Below are 17549 nucleotides of genomic sequence, written 5' to 3'. Positions count from 1 at the left end.
AGGTGACATCGATATTGTCTTGGGGATGGCTCCCAACCTTAACCAATTACGGGTTTATGAAGCTACGAATACTTTTCCCGATCTACTGGATCAGTATGCTCGGATCATTGCCGACAATGTTCCTGTCGTAAGCACTAGCTGGGGATTGTGTGAATCTGGCGTGATAGCGAGTATGGGGCAAAGCTATTTAGATGCCGAGAATAACCTCTTCATGTTGGCAGCCGCTCAAGGCCAAACCATTGTGGCTGCTTCTGGAGATTCTGGCAGCTCCGATTGCTATAATCCTCCTTATTCAACTGATACCAGCCTCGCTGTTGATGATCCAGCTAGTCAACCCTATGTAACAGGCGTAGGTGGTACTTCGCTTAGCGTTAACAGTAGCAATGGTTATGCCGGTGAGATGGCCTGGAACGATACATATGGTGCTGGTGGTGGTGGTATTAGTTCTTACTGGCAGCACCCAACCTGGCAGGCTGGTTTTGTTGCGGCTACAAATGCAAATCGTCAAGTCCCTGATGTTGCTCTAAATGCAACGCCGAACCAAGGGTATCTAATCTACTGTTCTGTAGTAGCATCACAGTGTGACCAGCCTGGATGGTATGGATTTGGCGGTACCTCTGCCGCAGCTCCCATGTGGGCGACTTTTATCGCTCTGACGAATGAGCAATCGGTCAAGAACGGTGGCTATAACCTGGGCTTTATCAACCCCTACCTTTACCAGATTGCCAGTGGTAGCAACTACAACAACGATTTCCACGATGTCACTGTGGGTAACAACACGCTCAATAATTACTCGCCCGGTAATTTCCCCGCAATTACAGGCTACGATATGGCAACGGGCCTGGGTAGCTTGAATGCGGCTAATCTTGCCAACGATCTGGTAGCGGCGGCTAATGCGGGTAAGAATGCGCGCCAGGCTCCCACGAGCAAGACGTGGTACTTCGCCGAAGGCAGCGTCGGTGGTGCTGGCGCCTTCCAGGAGTTTATCACGCTCCAGAACCCGAGCACGACGACCGCGTCCCTGGTGAATATTACCTACTTGTTCACGAACATGCCTTCGCGTGTGAAGTCCTACACGGTCAGTCCAAGCTCGCGCTTCACGGTCAACGTCAATGGTGAATTGGGTCTTGATTCTCGTACCCAGTACGCCATCTCGACAATTGTTCAGGTGACGAGCGGGCCCGGTATTGTGGCGGAACGCCCGATGTACTTCAACTATCGCGGCATCATCAGCAGCGGTACCGATGTGCTGGGCGCCTCTAATCCTGGCACCAGCTACTACTTCCCGCTGGCTGATACGAACCAGAACAGCTCGGACCTCTCTTGGACCTATATCAGTATCCTCAATCCGAGCACGACGAATACCGCCAATGTGACACTGACCTACTATGATGGCAGCTGTGGTGCCGCGAGTAACCCATGTAAGACCCAGCAAATTAGCGTTGGTGCGCTGATGCGCGGCACCGGTACGCCGACTGCCCTGGGCTTGCTCAAGAAGGTGGCAGTCTCGGTTACCTCCGACCAGCCCATCGTGGTTGAGCGCCCAATGTATGTGAAGGCGACTGTACCCAACTCGGGTCTTACCACCGGCGCTGCCAGCCAGGTCGGCGCGGTCACCCCTGGTACAACCTGGGACTTTGCGCAGGGCAACACCGGTTCCAAGTATCAGCAGTACTACGTGGTGGCGAATTATAGCGCAACCCCTGCGAATGTAGCAGTTAAATTGACCTATTCCGATTCTACGGCTCCTTACACCGCCAATGTGCAGGTTCCGGCGTACGGCCAATCGACAGTGGATGTGAACTCGTTGAACGCGGGCAAGCCTGCGATCTTTGGCGCGGAGATCAGCTCCGATGTGCCAGTGGTGGTGGATCGTGAGCAGTTCTTCCACTATGGCTCAGCTAACGAGTCGGGCCTGACGGATGTGATCGGTGCTCCTCAGGCGCAGGGGGTCTACTCCTTCGCTGAAGGCTTTGTCACCTCCTCCTTCTCGGAGTACGTCAGTGTGCAGAACCCAACGGATACCGATGAGACGGTGGTGATCACCTACTTTGGCGATAATCGCGTCTTCCAGCAGCAGTTTGTGGTGAAGGCGCACAAAGTCATCCTGGTCAATGCGGGCGACACGATTCTGCCCTTTGGATCAGGCGTGAATTCGTCGACGGTGCAGGCGATGAGCGGCACAATTGTGGCCGAGCGCGTGATGTACTTCGGCTACCATGACAAGAACGGTGGCACCGATATCGTCGGCTACACCGGCAACTAAACATGGCAGAGCAGTCCTGAACTGCTTCACAAGCGGCGGCCCTGGAAGGTTTCCAGGGTCGCTGTTTTTCTCCCTACCTTTTGCATCGATGAATGTCTATTGGAATATATTTCCTTTAATTTGTTGTGTTATTTTTGGGGGTAAAAAGCGTATGCCCTTTACGTCTCCTGTGAGTGGCGAGCAACCTAAACCACGTGAACGACGTTCCTGGTTTATTGGCGCCTCGATTGGACTCGCGCTCCTGCTGGGATTGGTGACGACCATTCTGGTGAATCTGCATATGTCAGCTTCGGCCAAGGCTCTGTCATCCATCCCCGGTTCTGTGCCTGCTGTCGTGGCCCATAGCAAGAATGTCAGTGCAGTCTCAGGTGACCAGCCTCTCTCGCTGGCGATTGGCCTCAAGCTGCGTAATAAAGAGGCCCTGCAGGGCCTGCTGCAAGACGCGAAGAATAAGAAGTCGGTTAATTATGGCCGCCATCTCTCGGCTGACCAGGTGCAGAACTCTTTCGCGCCAACGCAGCAAAGCTATGACGCAGTGGTGAGTTACCTGCAATCGCAGGGCTTCAAGATTGATCACACCTACAATCACCGCCTGTTGATCTCCTTCAGCGGTACGGCCTCCCAGGCAGAGAGTGCCTTCCATGTACAGCTCAACAACTATGTGGATGCCAAAGGCAGGCAGTTCTACGCCAACGCCAATGATCCAACGGTTCCTCAGGATCTTGCTGGCATGGTGCAGAGCATTGTGGGCCTGGATAACTATACCAAGTACACGCGCCCTTCAGCGAACAGCGCACCTGTGAGTAATAGCATTGCCAATGCTGCTGTTGGTAATAGTGTGTCGTGTCCTTCTATTTCTGGTAATAGTCAACTTCGGATACCCTCGCAGTTTGCTACAGCCTACAACTACAATGGTTTGTATACGAAGGGCTATAAGGGTGAGGGTCAGTCGGTTGCGCTCTTCGAGTTGTCATCTTTTATTGAAAGCGATGTGCAGAACTATATCAGCTGTTATGACAAAAATACTCCAACTGGCATTCTTGTTATTCAGACATCCACTAATGCCCCAGATGCTCTTCAAGCGTATTGGGTTGAGCTCGATGCTGATATCGTTCTAGGTATGGCCCCTAACCTGAATCGGCTGAATATCTATGAGGCTGAAAATACTACATCAGGTTATCTCGGGCAGTGGGCGCAGATTATTGCCGATAATGTTCCGGTAGTGAGCACCAGTTGGGGGTTTTGTGAAGCCTTGACAAGTAGTGGTACTCGAGATGTCGAAAATGATCTCTTCATGCTGGCAGCAGCCCAAGGGCAAACCATTGTGGCCCAGTCTGGAGATTCGGGTAGCTCCAATTGCTTGAGCAGTGATGCCCGGAATACTACGCTCTCAGTCGAAGATCCAGCCAGCCAACCCTATGTAACAGGTGTAGGCGGTACATCGCTGTCAGTTGATGGCAACAGCAACTATATTGGTGAAACAACCTGGAATGATTCCACTGGTGTCGGTGCAGGTGGTGGTGGTGTCAGTTCATACTGGTCACACCCTGCATGGCAGGTTGCCCCTGGCACGAATGCCAGTGTGAACCGCCAAGTGCCTGATGTTGCATTGAACGCTGCTATGGGTGCACAATACTTGATATATTGCTCTGCTGCTGCAGGGTGTGAATTTGATAACTGGTGGGGCTTTGTCGGAACCCCTGTCTCAACCTCAATGTGGGCTACTTTTGTGGCCTTGACAAACGAGCAGTCGGTCAAGAATGGTGGCTATAACCTGGGCTTTATTAACCCTTATCTTTACCAGATTGCCAGTGGCAGCAACTACCACAACGATTTTCACGATGTCACGAGTGGTGACAACGATTATCGCAGTTTACAAGGTGGGCAATATCCCGCGACAAGTGGTTATGACATGGCGACTGGCCTGGGGAGCTTTAACGCAGGCAACCTGGCCAATGACCTGGTAGCGGCGGCCAATGCGGGCAAGAGTGCGCGCCAGGCTCCTACGAGCAAGACGTGGTACTTTGCTGAAGGGAGCGTCGGTGGTGGTGGTGCCTTCCAGGAGTTCATCACCCTGCAGAACCCGAGCACGACGACCGCGTCGCAAGTGAGTATTACCTACCTGTTCACGAACATGCCCGCACGCGTTAAATCGTACATGGTCAATCCAAGCTCGCGCTTCACGGTGAACGTCAATGGTGAGCTGGGCCTGCCTCAGAGCACCCAGTATGCCATCTCAACGATTGTGAAGGTCACGAGCGGACCCGGCATTGTGGCGGAACGCCCGATGTACTTTAACTATCGCGGCATCATCAGCAGCGGTACTGATGTGTTGGGCGCTTCCAATCCTGGCACCAGCTACTACTTCCCGCTGGCCGATACGCGCCAGGATAGCACGCTGTCGTGGACTTATATCAGTATTCTGAATCCGAGCACGACGCAAACAGCTCATGTGACATTGACCTACTACGATAATGGCACCTGCGGTGATATCGCTATCGGGCAGCCAGCTTGTAAGACCCAGACTATTAGCGTTGGCGCGCTGATGCGTGGCACCGGGACGCCTTCAGCAGTGGGCTTGCTCAAGCAGGTTGGGGTTGGGGTTACCTCCGACCTACCCATCGTGGTTGAGCGCCCAATGTATGTGAAGACCAACATCGCGACCGCTGGCGGTATCACCACTGGCTCGGCCAGCCAGGTAGGTGCAGTCACGCCGGGTACGACCTGGGACTTCGCGCAGGGTAACACCGCTCTGAAGTATCAGCAGTACTACATCCTGGCGAACTACAGCGCGAACATGGCTACTGTGACCATTAAATTGACCTATCCTGATTCCACAGCTCCTATCACTACCAGTGTGCAAGTAGCACCATATGCGCAGTGGACAGTGGACGTGAACCAGCTGAACGCTAGCAACCCCGCTATCTTTGGCGCGGAGATCACCTCCGATCAGCCCGTGGTGGTGGACCGCGAACAGTTCTTCCACTATGGTCCCGCCAACGAGTCGGGCCTGACAGATGTGATTGGTGCGCCTCAGTCGCAGGGGGTCTACTCCTTCGCCGAAGGCTATGTCACCAATACTTTCTCGGAGTACATGAGCGTGCAGAACCCAACCGATGCCGATGAGACGGTGGTGATCACCTACTTTGGCGATAATCGCGTCTTCCAGCAGCAGTTTGTGGTGAAGGCGCACAAGGTCATCCTGGTCAATGTGGGCGACACGATTCTGCCCTTTGGATCAGGCGTGAATTCGTCGACGGTGCAGGCGATGAGCGGCACAATTGTGGCCGAGCGCGTGATGTACTTCGGCTACCATGACAAGAACGGTGGCACCGATATCGTCGGCTACACCGGCAACTAAGCATGGTATAGCAGGCCTGAACTGGCCTGTAAAAGGTGGCTCTGGAAGTCTTCCAGAGCCACCTTTTTGTGTGCGAGAGCATGGGAGCAGATACACCTAATATGCGGCATACTCTGCCTGCGCGCTCATCAGGATGGATTAGCACTGTGTATCAAAGAGTTCCTTTCTGTGCTTTTGTATTTCTTCTGCTTCTCACAAGACATTTACCAACTTTAGTACTTTATTCTTTTACCGCTTGCATCTTTGCTTTTCAGAAAGGCTCTATGTTAATCTCTTCTATGCGGGAGTTTTTAGTGGTGCGCACAAAGTCGAACTCTCGACGGCTCCGATGCAATATATTGATCAGCAACAATGTAAATGTTGCACTTTCTGCCTATGTAAAAATTTTTGTTGTAGAAACTTCTTGCGTATGCAGGTAGTTGAGCGAGCCATTCCTCTCTACCTCCTATGGTGAACCTCTAACCCTTCATCTTTCTCGTCTTTTCTCCTCGACCATTGTATAGGTGCTTGTCGATGGAGACGTCTCCTCTTTAATTGTTGAGTTTATTTTCTGGGGGTAAAAAGCATATGCCCTTTAAGTCTCCTGTGAGTGTCGAGCAGCCCAAACCACGCGGACGACGCTCCTGGTTTATTGGCGCCTCAATTGGACTCGCGCTCCTGCTCGGACTGGTCACGACCGTCCTTGTAAATTTGAATATGTCAGCCTCGGCGAAGTCGTTCTCGTCCATACCCGGTTCGGTTCCCGCTGTCGTGGCACATAGCAAGAACGTCAGCGCGGTCTCGGGCGACCAGACCCTCTCGCTAGCAATTGGTCTCAAACTGCGTAACAAAACGGCCCTGCAAGGCCTGCTGCAGGACTCCAAGAATAAGAAGTCGGTCAACTATGGCCGCTATCTCTCCGCCGACCAGGTACAGAACTCCTTCGCGCCGACGCAGGCAAGCTATGACGCCGTTGTGAGCTACCTGCAGTCTCAAGGCTTCAAGATCGATCGCACCTACAACCACCGCCTGTTGATCTCCTTCAGTGGCACAGTCTCCCAAGTGGAGAGCGCCTTCCATGTGCAGATCAACAACTATGTTGACGCTACAGGCAAGCAGTACTACGCCAACGCCAACGATCCAACACTGCCCCAGAATATTGCTGGCGTGGTGCAGAGCATCGTGGGCCTGGACAATTACGCGAATTTTACGCGTCCTCCACTTAAAAAAACACCTGTGAAGAGTAACAGTACTGCTAATGCAACTGCTAATAGTGTTTCGTGTCCTTCTTCTTATACTTCTGGTACCAGGTACTGGCTTCCTTCTGATTTTGCTTCAGCCTACAACTTCAAGGGTCTGTACAATAAAGGCTTCAAAGGTGAAGGGCAGTCAATCGCGCTTGTTGAGTTTGCAACCTACTCTGCCAGCGATTTGCAGACTTTTATCAGTTGTTTCGATAAGAATACCCCAACCAGTATTCGTAATATACAAACAACGGTTAATGCTCCGACTGATGATGGCGCATTGGAGGTCGAACTTGATGCGGAAATTATCCTGGGTATGGTTCCTAATCTCAACCAATTGCGTATCTACGACTCTGAAAACACTTTTGATGGTTTAATAAGTCAGTTTTCTCAGATCGTTGCTGATAATGTTCCCGTTGTGAGCACCAGTTGGGGCATATGTGATGCGACTCTTATAGACCCAACCACCCATACGAGTCCCGAGATGGATGCCGAGAATAACCTGTTTATGCTAGCAGTCGCACAAGGACAGACTATTGTGGCTGCGTCCGGTGATTATGGTAGTTCTAGTTGCCCAGGTGATAACGGTCTCGGTGTAAATGATCCAGCCGGTAATCCATATGTTATGGGTGTAGGTGGCACATTGTTGTCAACTGACAGTAACAACAACTATATAGGTGAGATCACCTGGAATGATTATTTAGCTAGTGGTGGTGGTATTAGCTCTTACTGGGCACATCCCACGTGGCAGACTGCCCCTGGCACGGATGCGAGCGTGAATCGCCAGGTACCCGATGTTTCGTTAGCAGCAGAAGGATATCTGATATATTGTACTGTAAATCGCAAGTGCCCAGGAAGCTCTCCAGGAAGCCCATATGCCTGGTGGTTTGATAGTGGTACCTCTGCCACAGCTTCCATGTGGGCGGCTTTTGTGGCGCTGGCAAATGAGCAATCGGTCAAGAGCGGTGGTTACAACCTGGGCTTCATTAACCCCTACCTTTATCAGATTGCCAGTGGCAGCAACTACAATACCGATTTCCATGATGTCAATACGGGCAACAACACGTTCGTTAATTACAACCCTGGTGATTACTCTGCGACGCCCGGCTATGATATGGCGACGGGTCTGGGAAGCTTCAACGCGGCCAATCTGGCCAATGACCTGGTAGCGGCGGCGAACACGGGCAAGGGTGCGCGCCCAGCTCCCACGAGCAAGACATGGTACTTTGCCGAGGGGAGCGTTGGTGGGGCCGGAGCCTTCCAGGAATTTATCACCCTGCAGAACCCAGACACGACGACCGCGTCGCAAGTGAGTATTACCTACTTGTTCACGGATAGACCCGCGCTCGTTAAGCAGTACACGGTCAATCCAAGCTCGCGCTTCACTGTCAACGTCAATGGAGAGCTGGGTCTGCCTCAGAGCACACAGTATGCCATCTCGACGATTGTGAAGGTCACGAGCGGACCCGGTATTGTGGCGGAACGCCCGATGTACTTCAACTATCGCGGCATCATCAGCAGCGGTACTGATGTGTTGGGCGCCTCTAATCCTGGCACCAGCTACTACTTCCCGCTGGCTGATACGCGCCAGGATAGCTCAGCTCTGTCGTGGACCTATATCAGTATCCTCAATCCGAGCACGACGAACACAGCCAACGTGACACTGACCTACTACGATGGCAGTTGTGGTGCCGCGAGTAACCCATGTAAGACCCAGCAAATTAGCGTTGGGGCACTGATGCGTGGTACTGGCACGCCGACCGCGCTGAGTCTGCTGAAGAAGGTGGCGGTCTCGGTTACCTCCGACCAGCCTATCGTGGTTGAGCGTCCGATGTATGTGAAGACCAATATCGCGACCGCGGGTGGTACCACCACTGGCGCGGCCAGCCAGGTTGGTGCAGTCACCCCTGGTAAGACCTGGGACTTCGCGCAGGGTAATACCGGTTCGAAGTATCAGCAGTACTACGTGGTGGCGAATTACAGCGCAACCCCTGCGAATGTAGCAGTTAAATTGACCTATTCCGATTCTACGGCTCCTTACACCGCCAATGTGCAGGTTCCGGCGTACGGCCAGTCGACAGTGGATGTGAACCAGTTGAACGCGGGCAAGCCTGCTATCTTTGGCGCAGAGATCACCTCCGATCAGCCAGTGGTGGTGGATCGCGAGCAGTTCTTCCACTATGGTTCAGCCAACGAGTCGGGTCTGACGGATGTGATCGGTGCTCCTCAGGCGCAGGGGGTCTACTCCTTCGCTGAAGGCTTTGTCACCTCCTCCTTCTCGGAGTACATAAGTGTGCAGAACCCAACCGATGCCGATGAGACGGTGGTGATCACCTACTTTGGCGATAACCGCGTCTTCCAGCAGCAGTTTGTGGTGAAGGCGCACAAGGTCATCCTGGTCAACGTGGGCGACACGATTCTGCCCTTCGGGTCGGGCGTCAACTCGTCGACGGTGCAGGCGATGAGCGGCACGATTGTGGCCGAGCGCGTGATGTACTTCGGCTACCATGACAAGAACGGTGGCACCGACATCGCCGGCTACACCGGCAACTAAGCATGACATAGCAGGCCTGAACTGGCCTGCTAACGGCGGCCCTGGAAATCTTCCAGGGCCGCTATTTTTTGTCTGCTCGCTCACTGAAATGGGTGTGCGTGGTATAATACCAGCGTTATTACCACTTATGCTCGATGAGGAGATGGATATGACTATGACTCAAGAGACCCGCATCGAACGCGACTCAATGGGAGAGATGCAGGTTCCTATAGACGCTTATTATGGCGCGAGCACACAGCGCGCCGTTTTGAACTTCCCCATTAGCTCGCTGCGCTTCCCACGCGCCTTTATTCGCGCGCTTGGCCAGATTAAGCAGGCAGCCGCGCAGACCAATGAGGAACTGGGGACCGTCGATGGCGCTATCACCGAAGCCATCGTTAAGGCGGCGCAAGAGGTCATTGATGGCAAGCTGGACGCGCATTTTGTGCTGGATATTTTTCAGACCGGCTCTGGCACCTCGACCAATATGAACGCCAATGAGGTGATTGCCAACCGCGCCAGCGAGCTGCTGGGTGGTTCGCGTGGCTCGCGCAAGGTGCATCCCAATGATCATGTCAACTTTGGTCAGTCCTCCAACGATGTCATTCCCTCGGCGATGCATCTCTCGGCACTGGTCAGCATAGAGAAAGATCTGGTGCCCGCGCTTCAGGAGCTTCAGCAGGCCTTGCAGGAGAAGGCTGACGAGTTTATGCCCGTGATCAAGACCGGGCGCACCCATCTGCAAGACGCGACCCCCATTCGCCTGGGTCAGGAGTTTCTGGGCTATGTAGGTCAGATTGAACGCGGCATCGCTCGTGTGCGCCACGCGCAGGGCGAACTGGCAGAGCTGGCCCTGGGTGGAACAGCCGTTGGGACTGGCGTGAATACGCATCCCGAGTTCTCGGCCCATGTCTGCCAGCGCCTCTCCAGGGTCAATGGCATCGAGGTACGCGAGACGAGCAATCACTTTCAGGCGCAGAGCACGCTGGATAATGTCGTAGAGGCGAGCGGCGCGCTCAATACTCTGGCGGTCAGCCTGATGAAGATCGCGAACGACATTCGCTGGCTCGGCTCTGGCCCTCGCGCGGGCATCGGAGAAATTGAACTGCCTGCCGTACAGCCCGGTAGCTCGATTATGCCCGGCAAGGTGAATCCGGTCATCGCCGAGTCGGTCTGCATGGTCTGCGCCCAGGTGATGGGCAATCATACGACGATTACGGTCGCGGGGCAGGCGGGTAATTTCGAGATCAACGTTATGATGCCAGTCACGGCTTACAATCTCTTGCAGTCGATTGAGCTGCTGGCGGCCTCGGCGCGCAATTTCACACGTCAGTGCATCAAGGGCCTGAAGGCGACGACGAAAGGACCCGAGATGGTCGAGCGTGGCCTGGCGATCTGTACCTCGCTAGCGCCAGTGATTGGCTATGATGCCGCAGCTGCGATCTCGAAAGAGGCGCATAAAACGGGCAAGACCATTCGCGAGGTGACTCGTGAGAAGACCGACCTCTCCGAGGCGGACCTGGATCGCATCCTGGACCCCTCAAGCATGACCAGACCCGGCCTGGACGGAGGACCCACCGCAGGCTAAACAGACAGGACCGGAACAGTGTGTTCCGGTCTTTCTTTTTTCGTTGGGAAATAAACTGTGTCAAGGAGGGCTTTATGGCTTCGATGTCTCAACCTTCAAAGGATGATATAAAGCACCAGTTTGGGCGTATGTCTCATGCCTATGTCGAGAGTGTGACTCATGCTAAGGGACATGACTTGCAACTCCTGCTGAACCTGTTAGCACCTCAAGTAGGCATGAGTGTGCTGGATGTCGCGACGGGCGGCGGTCACACGGCGCTGGCGGTAGCGCCATATGTGCAGGAAGTCGTGGCCTCCGACCTCACACCCGAGATGCTGGAGCGCGTCCAGGAGCTATGCCAGGCGCGTGGCGTGACGAATATCTCTACCCAGGTGGCCGACGTCGAAGATCTGCCCTTTCCAGACGCGGCGTTCGACGCTGTGACCTGCCGTATCGCCCCTCACCACTTCCTGGATATCGAGCGCGCGGTACATGAGATCGCGCGCGTCCTGCGCCGGGGTGGCATCTTTGTGCTTGAAGATAGCCTGGCCCCGGAAGCGCAGGAGTTGGACCAGTTTATTAATACCGTCGAGAAGATGCGCGATCCAACGCATGTGCGCTCCTATACCGAGATGGAGTGGCGGCGCTTCCTGGAGCAGGCGGGCTTCAGAGTCGGCGAAACTCAGATTTTCCGCAAGACGCATACCATTGCCGACTGGCTGCGGCGCGCTGGTGTGGATGACGCCACCAGGCAGGGCGTGTACCAGGCCTTCGTCGAGGCCTCGCCAGCCGCCAGGGAGCACTATGAGATCAGCTTCCAGGATGATGGCACTCTGGTGACATTTACCGACGATAAACTGCTCTTGCGCGCCGAGAAGGCATAGCTCCACTCCATTTGTAATGGTTAGCGAAGCTGGCGCCCCATAATGCTCATGGGTTTGTCGCCGCCGGGAAAGTAGAAGTGGGGCAAGAGGGGCAGCCAGCCACGTTTGCGATAGAGCTGCATACCATTGGTCTCGCCGTCATAGGTTGAGAGCAGAGCTGTGCGGTGAGGCGTGTTTTGGAGCAAGATATCGTGGAGCCAGCCTCCAAGTCCACAGCCCTGCGCGCCTGGCTGCACCGCTAGCTCCACCAGTTCCAGAGTATCCTGGAACCATTCGCACGCCATGGCGTGAGGCATAGCCCCACGGATCGTATCATGCCACCACTGGCCTGGGCGGCTGGTATAGCCATAGATAAAGCCTGCAATTCGCTGAGCCTCTTCGTCGTAGGCCGCGTGGAAGCGAAAGCCCGAGCGCAGGCTATGGCGCGGTAGGACCAGCCCAAAGCTCTGTACCCCTTCTTCCTGTGTGTTGTAGGGTGGGGCCTCAAAGGCCTGGCGATAGACATCAAGAATCTGTTCTGTCCAGTATTTGATCTCCTGGGGACCCAGGGTCAGCAAGCGTATGCGCACAGTAACCTCTCTTCTACCACATGCACTTCTAAAGCCAGATACGCCATCTCTCCGCGCTCTCTACGCCGGATGAATCGGAGAGATGAGCGTGATTGGGCCATGTGACAGCCTCAGAATCCAGCCCTTTATAGGCGATGGCAATGGCGCCAGACCATGTCTCATCCGGTCCCAGCGCGTCCATCTCTTTCCGCGAGAAGAAACGAGCATCATCGACCTCGGCCAGATTGGGTAGCAGTTCGCTGAGAGGTGAGATAAGATGGGCCTTGTACATAAAGAAGTAGTTGTGTTCGCCATCATCCATCACCCACAGGCGTACTCCAAGCAGGCCCTCAATCTCAACGCGCAGGTTAGTCTCCTCGAAGGTCTCGCGCGCAGCTGCCTGGTCCGGCAACTCGCCTGCCTTTACACGCCCCGCAGGCAGCAGGTAACGCCCTTTGGTGACGCCATAGCGGTTGCGTACTAGCAAGACCTTGTTATCGTGAACCACGATGGCGCCCGCGCCCAGGCTCAGGGGACGCTTAGGGCGTGCCACTGGCTCGTTGAGTATCTTTTCTGGCTCCGTCATGGCGTGCAGCTCCTCTTTTCTAACCTTCGCTATGTTCTAGCTTGTGTGCAAATATTATAGCATTCAGGCTTCGTTTCATGGAATAGTAGTTTCTGAAAGAAGAATGGGCCAGCTTGGGAGTCTCCAGGCTGGCCCATTCTTCTTTCAAAAGCTTAAGGCACGAGGCGGTGCATGTCGCGGGGGAAGGTCGTCGTCAGGCGTACGTTGGGCGCGCCAAGTAGCTGCATAAGCAGGCGCTCGGAGCCAATGGCGAACCCTCCATGTGGTGGCATGCCATAGCGGAAGGCCTCCAGATAGTGCTCAAATGGCTCCATGGACATGTTGCGGCTCTGGAGTGCCTCCAGGTAGTCCGCGTAGCGATGCAGGCGTTGCCCACCAGTCACAAGCTCCAGGCCACGGAAGAGCAGGTCGAATGAGTTGGTGTATTCGGGCCGTTCCGGGTCTGTATGGGTGTAGAAGGGGCGCTTCTTCGTGGGATAGCCCGTCACGTATAGGAAGTCGCTACCAAACTCCTTCATCGCCCACTCTCCCAGCCAGCGCTCGTCCTGGGGCGAGAGGTCTGGCTCGCCTCTGACGTCAACCTTATGCAGTTTCAGGATAAGCTCCTGGGCGTCTTGAAAGTGGATATGCGGAATCTCGGCTGGCACAACAGGCAGGTTGGCCTTGAGCAGCTCTAGTTCGGGTGCGCAGTGCTCCTGAAAGGCGCCAATAATGTCCGCCAGGATGTCGCGTAGGAGCGCCATAATCGTGAAATGGTTCTCGATAAAGCCCATCTCTACGTCCAGGCTGACATATTCGTTCAGGTGGCGCGTTGAATCATGCTCCTCGGCGCGGAAGACGGGACCAACCTCAAAGACGCGCTCGAAGACGCCAACCATGATCTGCTTGTAGAGTTGTGGACTTTGCGCCAGATAGGCGGGCCGCCCAAAGTAATCGAGCTTGAAGACGTTGGCGCCACCCTCCGTGGTCGTGCCAAGGATCTTGGGCGTGTGGATCTCGGTAAAACCTCGGGTGAGCACGCTCTCGCGAAAGGCCTGTGACAGAACGGACGAGAGGCGTAGCACCGCTCGCCGGGTAGGATGTCGGTGCGTAATCACGGCGTGATCAAGCAGCGTGCTAAGCTGAGCGTTGATCTTGCGTTTGTTAATGGGGAAGGGAGGCGTCTCGCGAATCGGCTCAATAAGCTCAATCGCCAGGTTGTGGAGCTCAATGCCGCCGGGGGCCTGGGGAACGCTCTCGACCAGCCCTTCAATCGCGACCAGGCTCTCAACTCCCGCCTCTGCCTCGGTTAGGGGTGTGATCTCCGCCTCGCTCTCGGCCACGGCCTGAATCTGGCCCCAGCCATCGCGAATAACGAGGAAATGAATACTGCCAAGTTGGCGCCAGGATTGCAACCAGCCCTGCACGCGTACGCGCTCACCGACATGTTTATGGATTTCCGTAGTTAATGTTCTTGCCTTCTGCATGGTGTATGCTCCTTCTCATAAAATTTCTGTGTTTTGAGCGCAAGGAAGCATACCTGAAGTCATACAGACATGCAGTTGTCAGGTGCTTCCCAGAATATTTATAGTGTTGTTATCGTCGTCGTCGTTACCGTCGTCACTCTCCATAGGCATCCTTTCTCTGCTTCAAGCGAATGCTGGTGGTTTGACGGCCAAAACAAAAAGCCCTCATCCTTTGGAGGACGAGGGCATCAATTGCTTTTTTGCCTGTCGTGGTACCACCACCATTTGCCCCGAGCAGTCTGTAGCCTTTACAAGGCAGACCTCTCAAAGGGCCTCAGTCGGTTTATCTTTGCGTGTACGCAAGAGGTAAAACCGTCGCGCGTTAACGGGCGCGATCCCGAAGGAACAGCTACTGCGCCTAATGTATCGTTCTTTGTTGGCGGTTCACTGCCTGGCTCAGGGGTGTCATTAAGCAGGACCAACTGTGATGCTTGCAGCCATGGCATCACTCTCTGTATGTTGCTATAACTACTTAATATGTCCCATTCATCGCCTGTATACGATTAATGTTTGTGCTATATAGCATAACATGGCTTTGATGGCGCTGTCAAGCTTTTTTTGATCTTCAATGGGGTTGTAAAGTCTTCTTCGCGCCTGGGGCGGCGAGCAAAAGCAGGAAAAGAGCTTTTTCGGGGATACCTCGCGCTCCCTTTCTGAAAAGGTTTCATGCTCAAAGTTTAAAGGAGATTTCTCTCGTCTCAAACTCTATACTTTTGCTTCGCAGATAGTCTATGACTTCAAGCATCATACCTTCAACAATGTCTCGCAGCTGTTTAGGATTATAGATAACTTCTCCTGTGACAAATCTCCCGAGAAGCCTAAATGAAGGGAAATTGATTGGGAGTGCCATTGCCCGCTCAGGCAGGGCAACAGCACTGGTATAAAACGACTTGTTGACGATACCAAGAAAGATGGCGAATTTGGTGAAGAGGTGATAGGCATTGTAGTAGGCCTGGCTCATGCTGCCAGTACAGGTTGTGTTGATGAATTTGTTGCACTCCTCGTAGATCTCTTCGACAAACACCTGCCTCATATAAGGTGCAAAATCCCTCTGTACAAGGGTTTGAAAGGTCTCTTTATATGCGGCAAACACTCCCTGCTCATCATATAAAGGGATAGCTGTGATGAATTTGCCCGCCAGAAAGGGCCAGCGCATATGCACAGTTGTGATTTTTCCGAGGATGATATCCTGGCTGAAGACATCAATTGTATACTTCAACCCATCAATGATAGCGTTAAAATCGTCTGCGATACCTGCACCCTGTATCACGGCAATCATATCGAGATCAGAGAAATCTTTATCTTCTCCCCGTGCTACCGAACCAACAATGGCAACCGCCAGCAAATTATCCCGATATCGCTCTTTTAATTTTGCCACGATTTCTTGCGCAAGTTGTAAGCGCTCTTCATGTGTCTTTTTCACTGGATAATGCATCATAGCTTCCTCCTTGTGCTACAGATTATAGCAATATTTACCTATCTCATGTCTTTCCTTCTCCAGGAGTGCCTTCATGCCGCAGACGTTTCGCGGGGAGGGGGTATGGGCGGAGCAAGCCGAGGCAAGGAGCAGAAGAGAATTCAATAGCTTGGCGCTCAAAGAGTAAGGGAGACGGGTACTGGTCACGTGCATTCGCACGTGACCAGTACCCGTCTCCCTTACTCTATTTGGGATGGAGTCCATTTCTCTTACTCTATTTCCGTGGCGACTTCCGGTGGTTGGCCCACCAAGGAGGTATTTTCCCCTTGGTGGAGCAGGCGGAAGCTGCGTAGGAAGAAGAAGAGGATGGGGCTCAAGAGCAGGCTTGCGGCTGTCAAGGCGGCGCGGATAGAGACGCGCTCGCCAATGTAGCCAACGGCTGGGCCACCACCGATTTGCCCAATGGCATCGATCATGCCTGTGGCTGAGAAGATGGTGGCGCGCACCCGTGAGTCGCTGTTCTGTGTAACCCAGGTGTTATAGAGCGGGCGGCTCGCGGTACGCATGACCCCGACACCCCAGACAGCGATGAGGGCCAGGTAGAAGTTGCCAGCCAGGGCGAAACTAAGCATACTGATGAGCAGCAACGAATTGATGATAGTTAGAGCGCGTAATAGGGAGGGTGCGTGATTCAGGTTCAGGCGGCGGTTGACCAGCTCAGTTGTGGCGATGCCCAGGAGCGAGCCGACCGCGCTGATGATGCCGAACCATATGACGGGTGTCAGGCTCCACAGGATTGGAAAGGTAAAGTCCTGTAGAAAGTGTACCTGGTTCAGGCGATCAAAGCCCTCGCTGGAGAGGCCCATGAAGAGGGTTGCGCCAAAGATGCTGACCAGCATGGGCTTGAGGCTGACCATGTGCCGGGCATCCGTGAGCTGGCGTCCCATGGATTGCCAGGAGTTGCGCTCCTCGCGGGGCGTCGGCGTAAAGCCATCCTCACGCATAATAAAGGGGAGAACCAGTCCCAGGAGCGTGATCATCAGGGCGCCTGTAACAACGGGAACGTTCAGGCGCAGGCTACCCAGGGCGACGCTGATAGGAATGCCGACCAGGCCCATAATCTGGCCTATCTGCGAGCCACGGGTAAAGATGCGACCTGCGTGCTCCTCTCCGACCTCGTCAACGACCCAGGCTTCCTGGGCGCCATCGATGCAGGTCGCGCCGATTCCCCAGAGGATATTTCCCAGCAGGACAGCCGCGAAGGTGGGTACCATGCCCTCAAGCAGGAAGCCCACTCCCGTCAGGAGATAGCCAATGACGACCGAGAGGCGACGACTATACACATCGGCGATGACACCAGTGGGAATCTGGGCCAGAAAGCAGGCAGTTTCCAGCGTGGTCCCAACCAGGACGAGCTGCAAGGGATTGAGATGGACGACCTCGGCCTGGTAAATGAGGTTAAGGGTAAACATAATACTGCGGGCCAGGGAATCGATCCCGACCATAAGCAGGTATACGCTATAAGCATTGAGCTTCCGGCTCATCGAATACATATGCTCTATTTCTCCTAGGTGCCTCTCAGAAACTTGCGCGCGAAGCGCTAGCCATGAGAGTGGCGCCGCGCCCCCGAATGGGGGTTAGTTTCTGCATAAGGAATTG

The 17549-nt window shown here is 54.2% G+C and carries 10 protein-coding genes; 5 read left to right on the top strand and 5 right to left on the bottom strand.

The annotated features are described in order from the left end of the window. Positions 1–19: 19 nt before the first annotated feature. From JMJ04_RS08690 to JMJ04_RS08670, 5 genes are all read left to right on the top strand, one after another. Positions 20–2266 (top strand): S53 family peptidase, encoded by a 2247-nt coding sequence (locus JMJ04_RS08690; RefSeq protein ID WP_201370142.1) that lies wholly within the window; start codon positions 20–22, stop codon positions 2264–2266. 151 nt (positions 2267–2417) lie between these two features. After that, on the top strand, positions 2418–5627 hold the full coding sequence (locus JMJ04_RS08685; RefSeq protein ID WP_201370141.1) for a S53 family peptidase: 3210 nt from the start codon (positions 2418–2420) through the stop codon (positions 5625–5627). 567 nt (positions 5628–6194) lie between these two features. Next, positions 6195–9404: a S53 family peptidase gene (locus JMJ04_RS08680; RefSeq protein WP_201370140.1), complete on the top strand. Its 3210-nt coding sequence runs from the start codon at positions 6195–6197 to the stop codon at positions 9402–9404. Between the two features lie 148 nt (positions 9405–9552). Continuing rightward, complete coding sequence (locus JMJ04_RS08675) at positions 9553–10971, top strand: class II fumarate hydratase (protein WP_201370139.1); 1419 nt, start codon at positions 9553–9555, stop codon at positions 10969–10971. Positions 10972–11045: 74 nt separating this feature from the next. Continuing rightward, on the top strand, positions 11046–11834 hold the full coding sequence (locus tag JMJ04_RS08670) for a class I SAM-dependent methyltransferase (protein ID WP_201370138.1): 789 nt from the start codon (positions 11046–11048) through the stop codon (positions 11832–11834). Between the two features lie 20 nt (positions 11835–11854). Here the strand turns inward: JMJ04_RS08670 and JMJ04_RS08665 are convergent, their stop codons facing one another. The 5 genes from JMJ04_RS08665 to JMJ04_RS08645 form a co-directional block, all read right to left on the bottom strand. Next, positions 11855–12403 (bottom strand): GNAT family N-acetyltransferase, encoded by a 549-nt coding sequence (locus tag JMJ04_RS08665; protein WP_201370137.1) that lies wholly within the window; start codon positions 12401–12403, stop codon positions 11855–11857. A gap of 28 nt (positions 12404–12431) precedes the next feature. Then, positions 12432–12968 carry an NUDIX domain-containing protein gene (locus tag JMJ04_RS08660; RefSeq protein WP_201370136.1) on the bottom strand — a complete coding sequence of 179 codons (537 nt, stop codon included), beginning with the start codon at positions 12966–12968 and terminating at the stop codon, positions 12432–12434. A 152-nt stretch (positions 12969–13120) separates the two neighbouring features. After that, positions 13121–14434: an aspartate--tRNA(Asn) ligase gene (gene aspS, locus JMJ04_RS08655; protein ID WP_201370135.1), complete on the bottom strand. Its 1314-nt coding sequence runs from the start codon at positions 14432–14434 to the stop codon at positions 13121–13123. 709 nt (positions 14435–15143) lie between these two features. Next, on the bottom strand, positions 15144–15911 hold the full coding sequence (locus JMJ04_RS08650) for a nucleotidyltransferase family protein (RefSeq protein ID WP_201370134.1): 768 nt from the start codon (positions 15909–15911) through the stop codon (positions 15144–15146). 248 nt (positions 15912–16159) lie between these two features. Continuing rightward, a complete protein-coding gene (locus JMJ04_RS08645) occupies positions 16160–17443 on the bottom strand; it encodes an MFS transporter (protein WP_201370133.1) in 1284 nt (427 codons plus the stop codon). Positions 17444–17549: the final 106 nt, after the last annotated feature.

It is taken from the genome of Ktedonobacter robiniae (assembly GCF_016587375.1).
Classification (GTDB): domain Bacteria; phylum Chloroflexota; class Ktedonobacteria; order Ktedonobacterales; family Ktedonobacteraceae; genus Ktedonobacter; species Ktedonobacter robiniae.
This window is presented reverse-complemented; position numbering and strand designations above follow the sequence as displayed.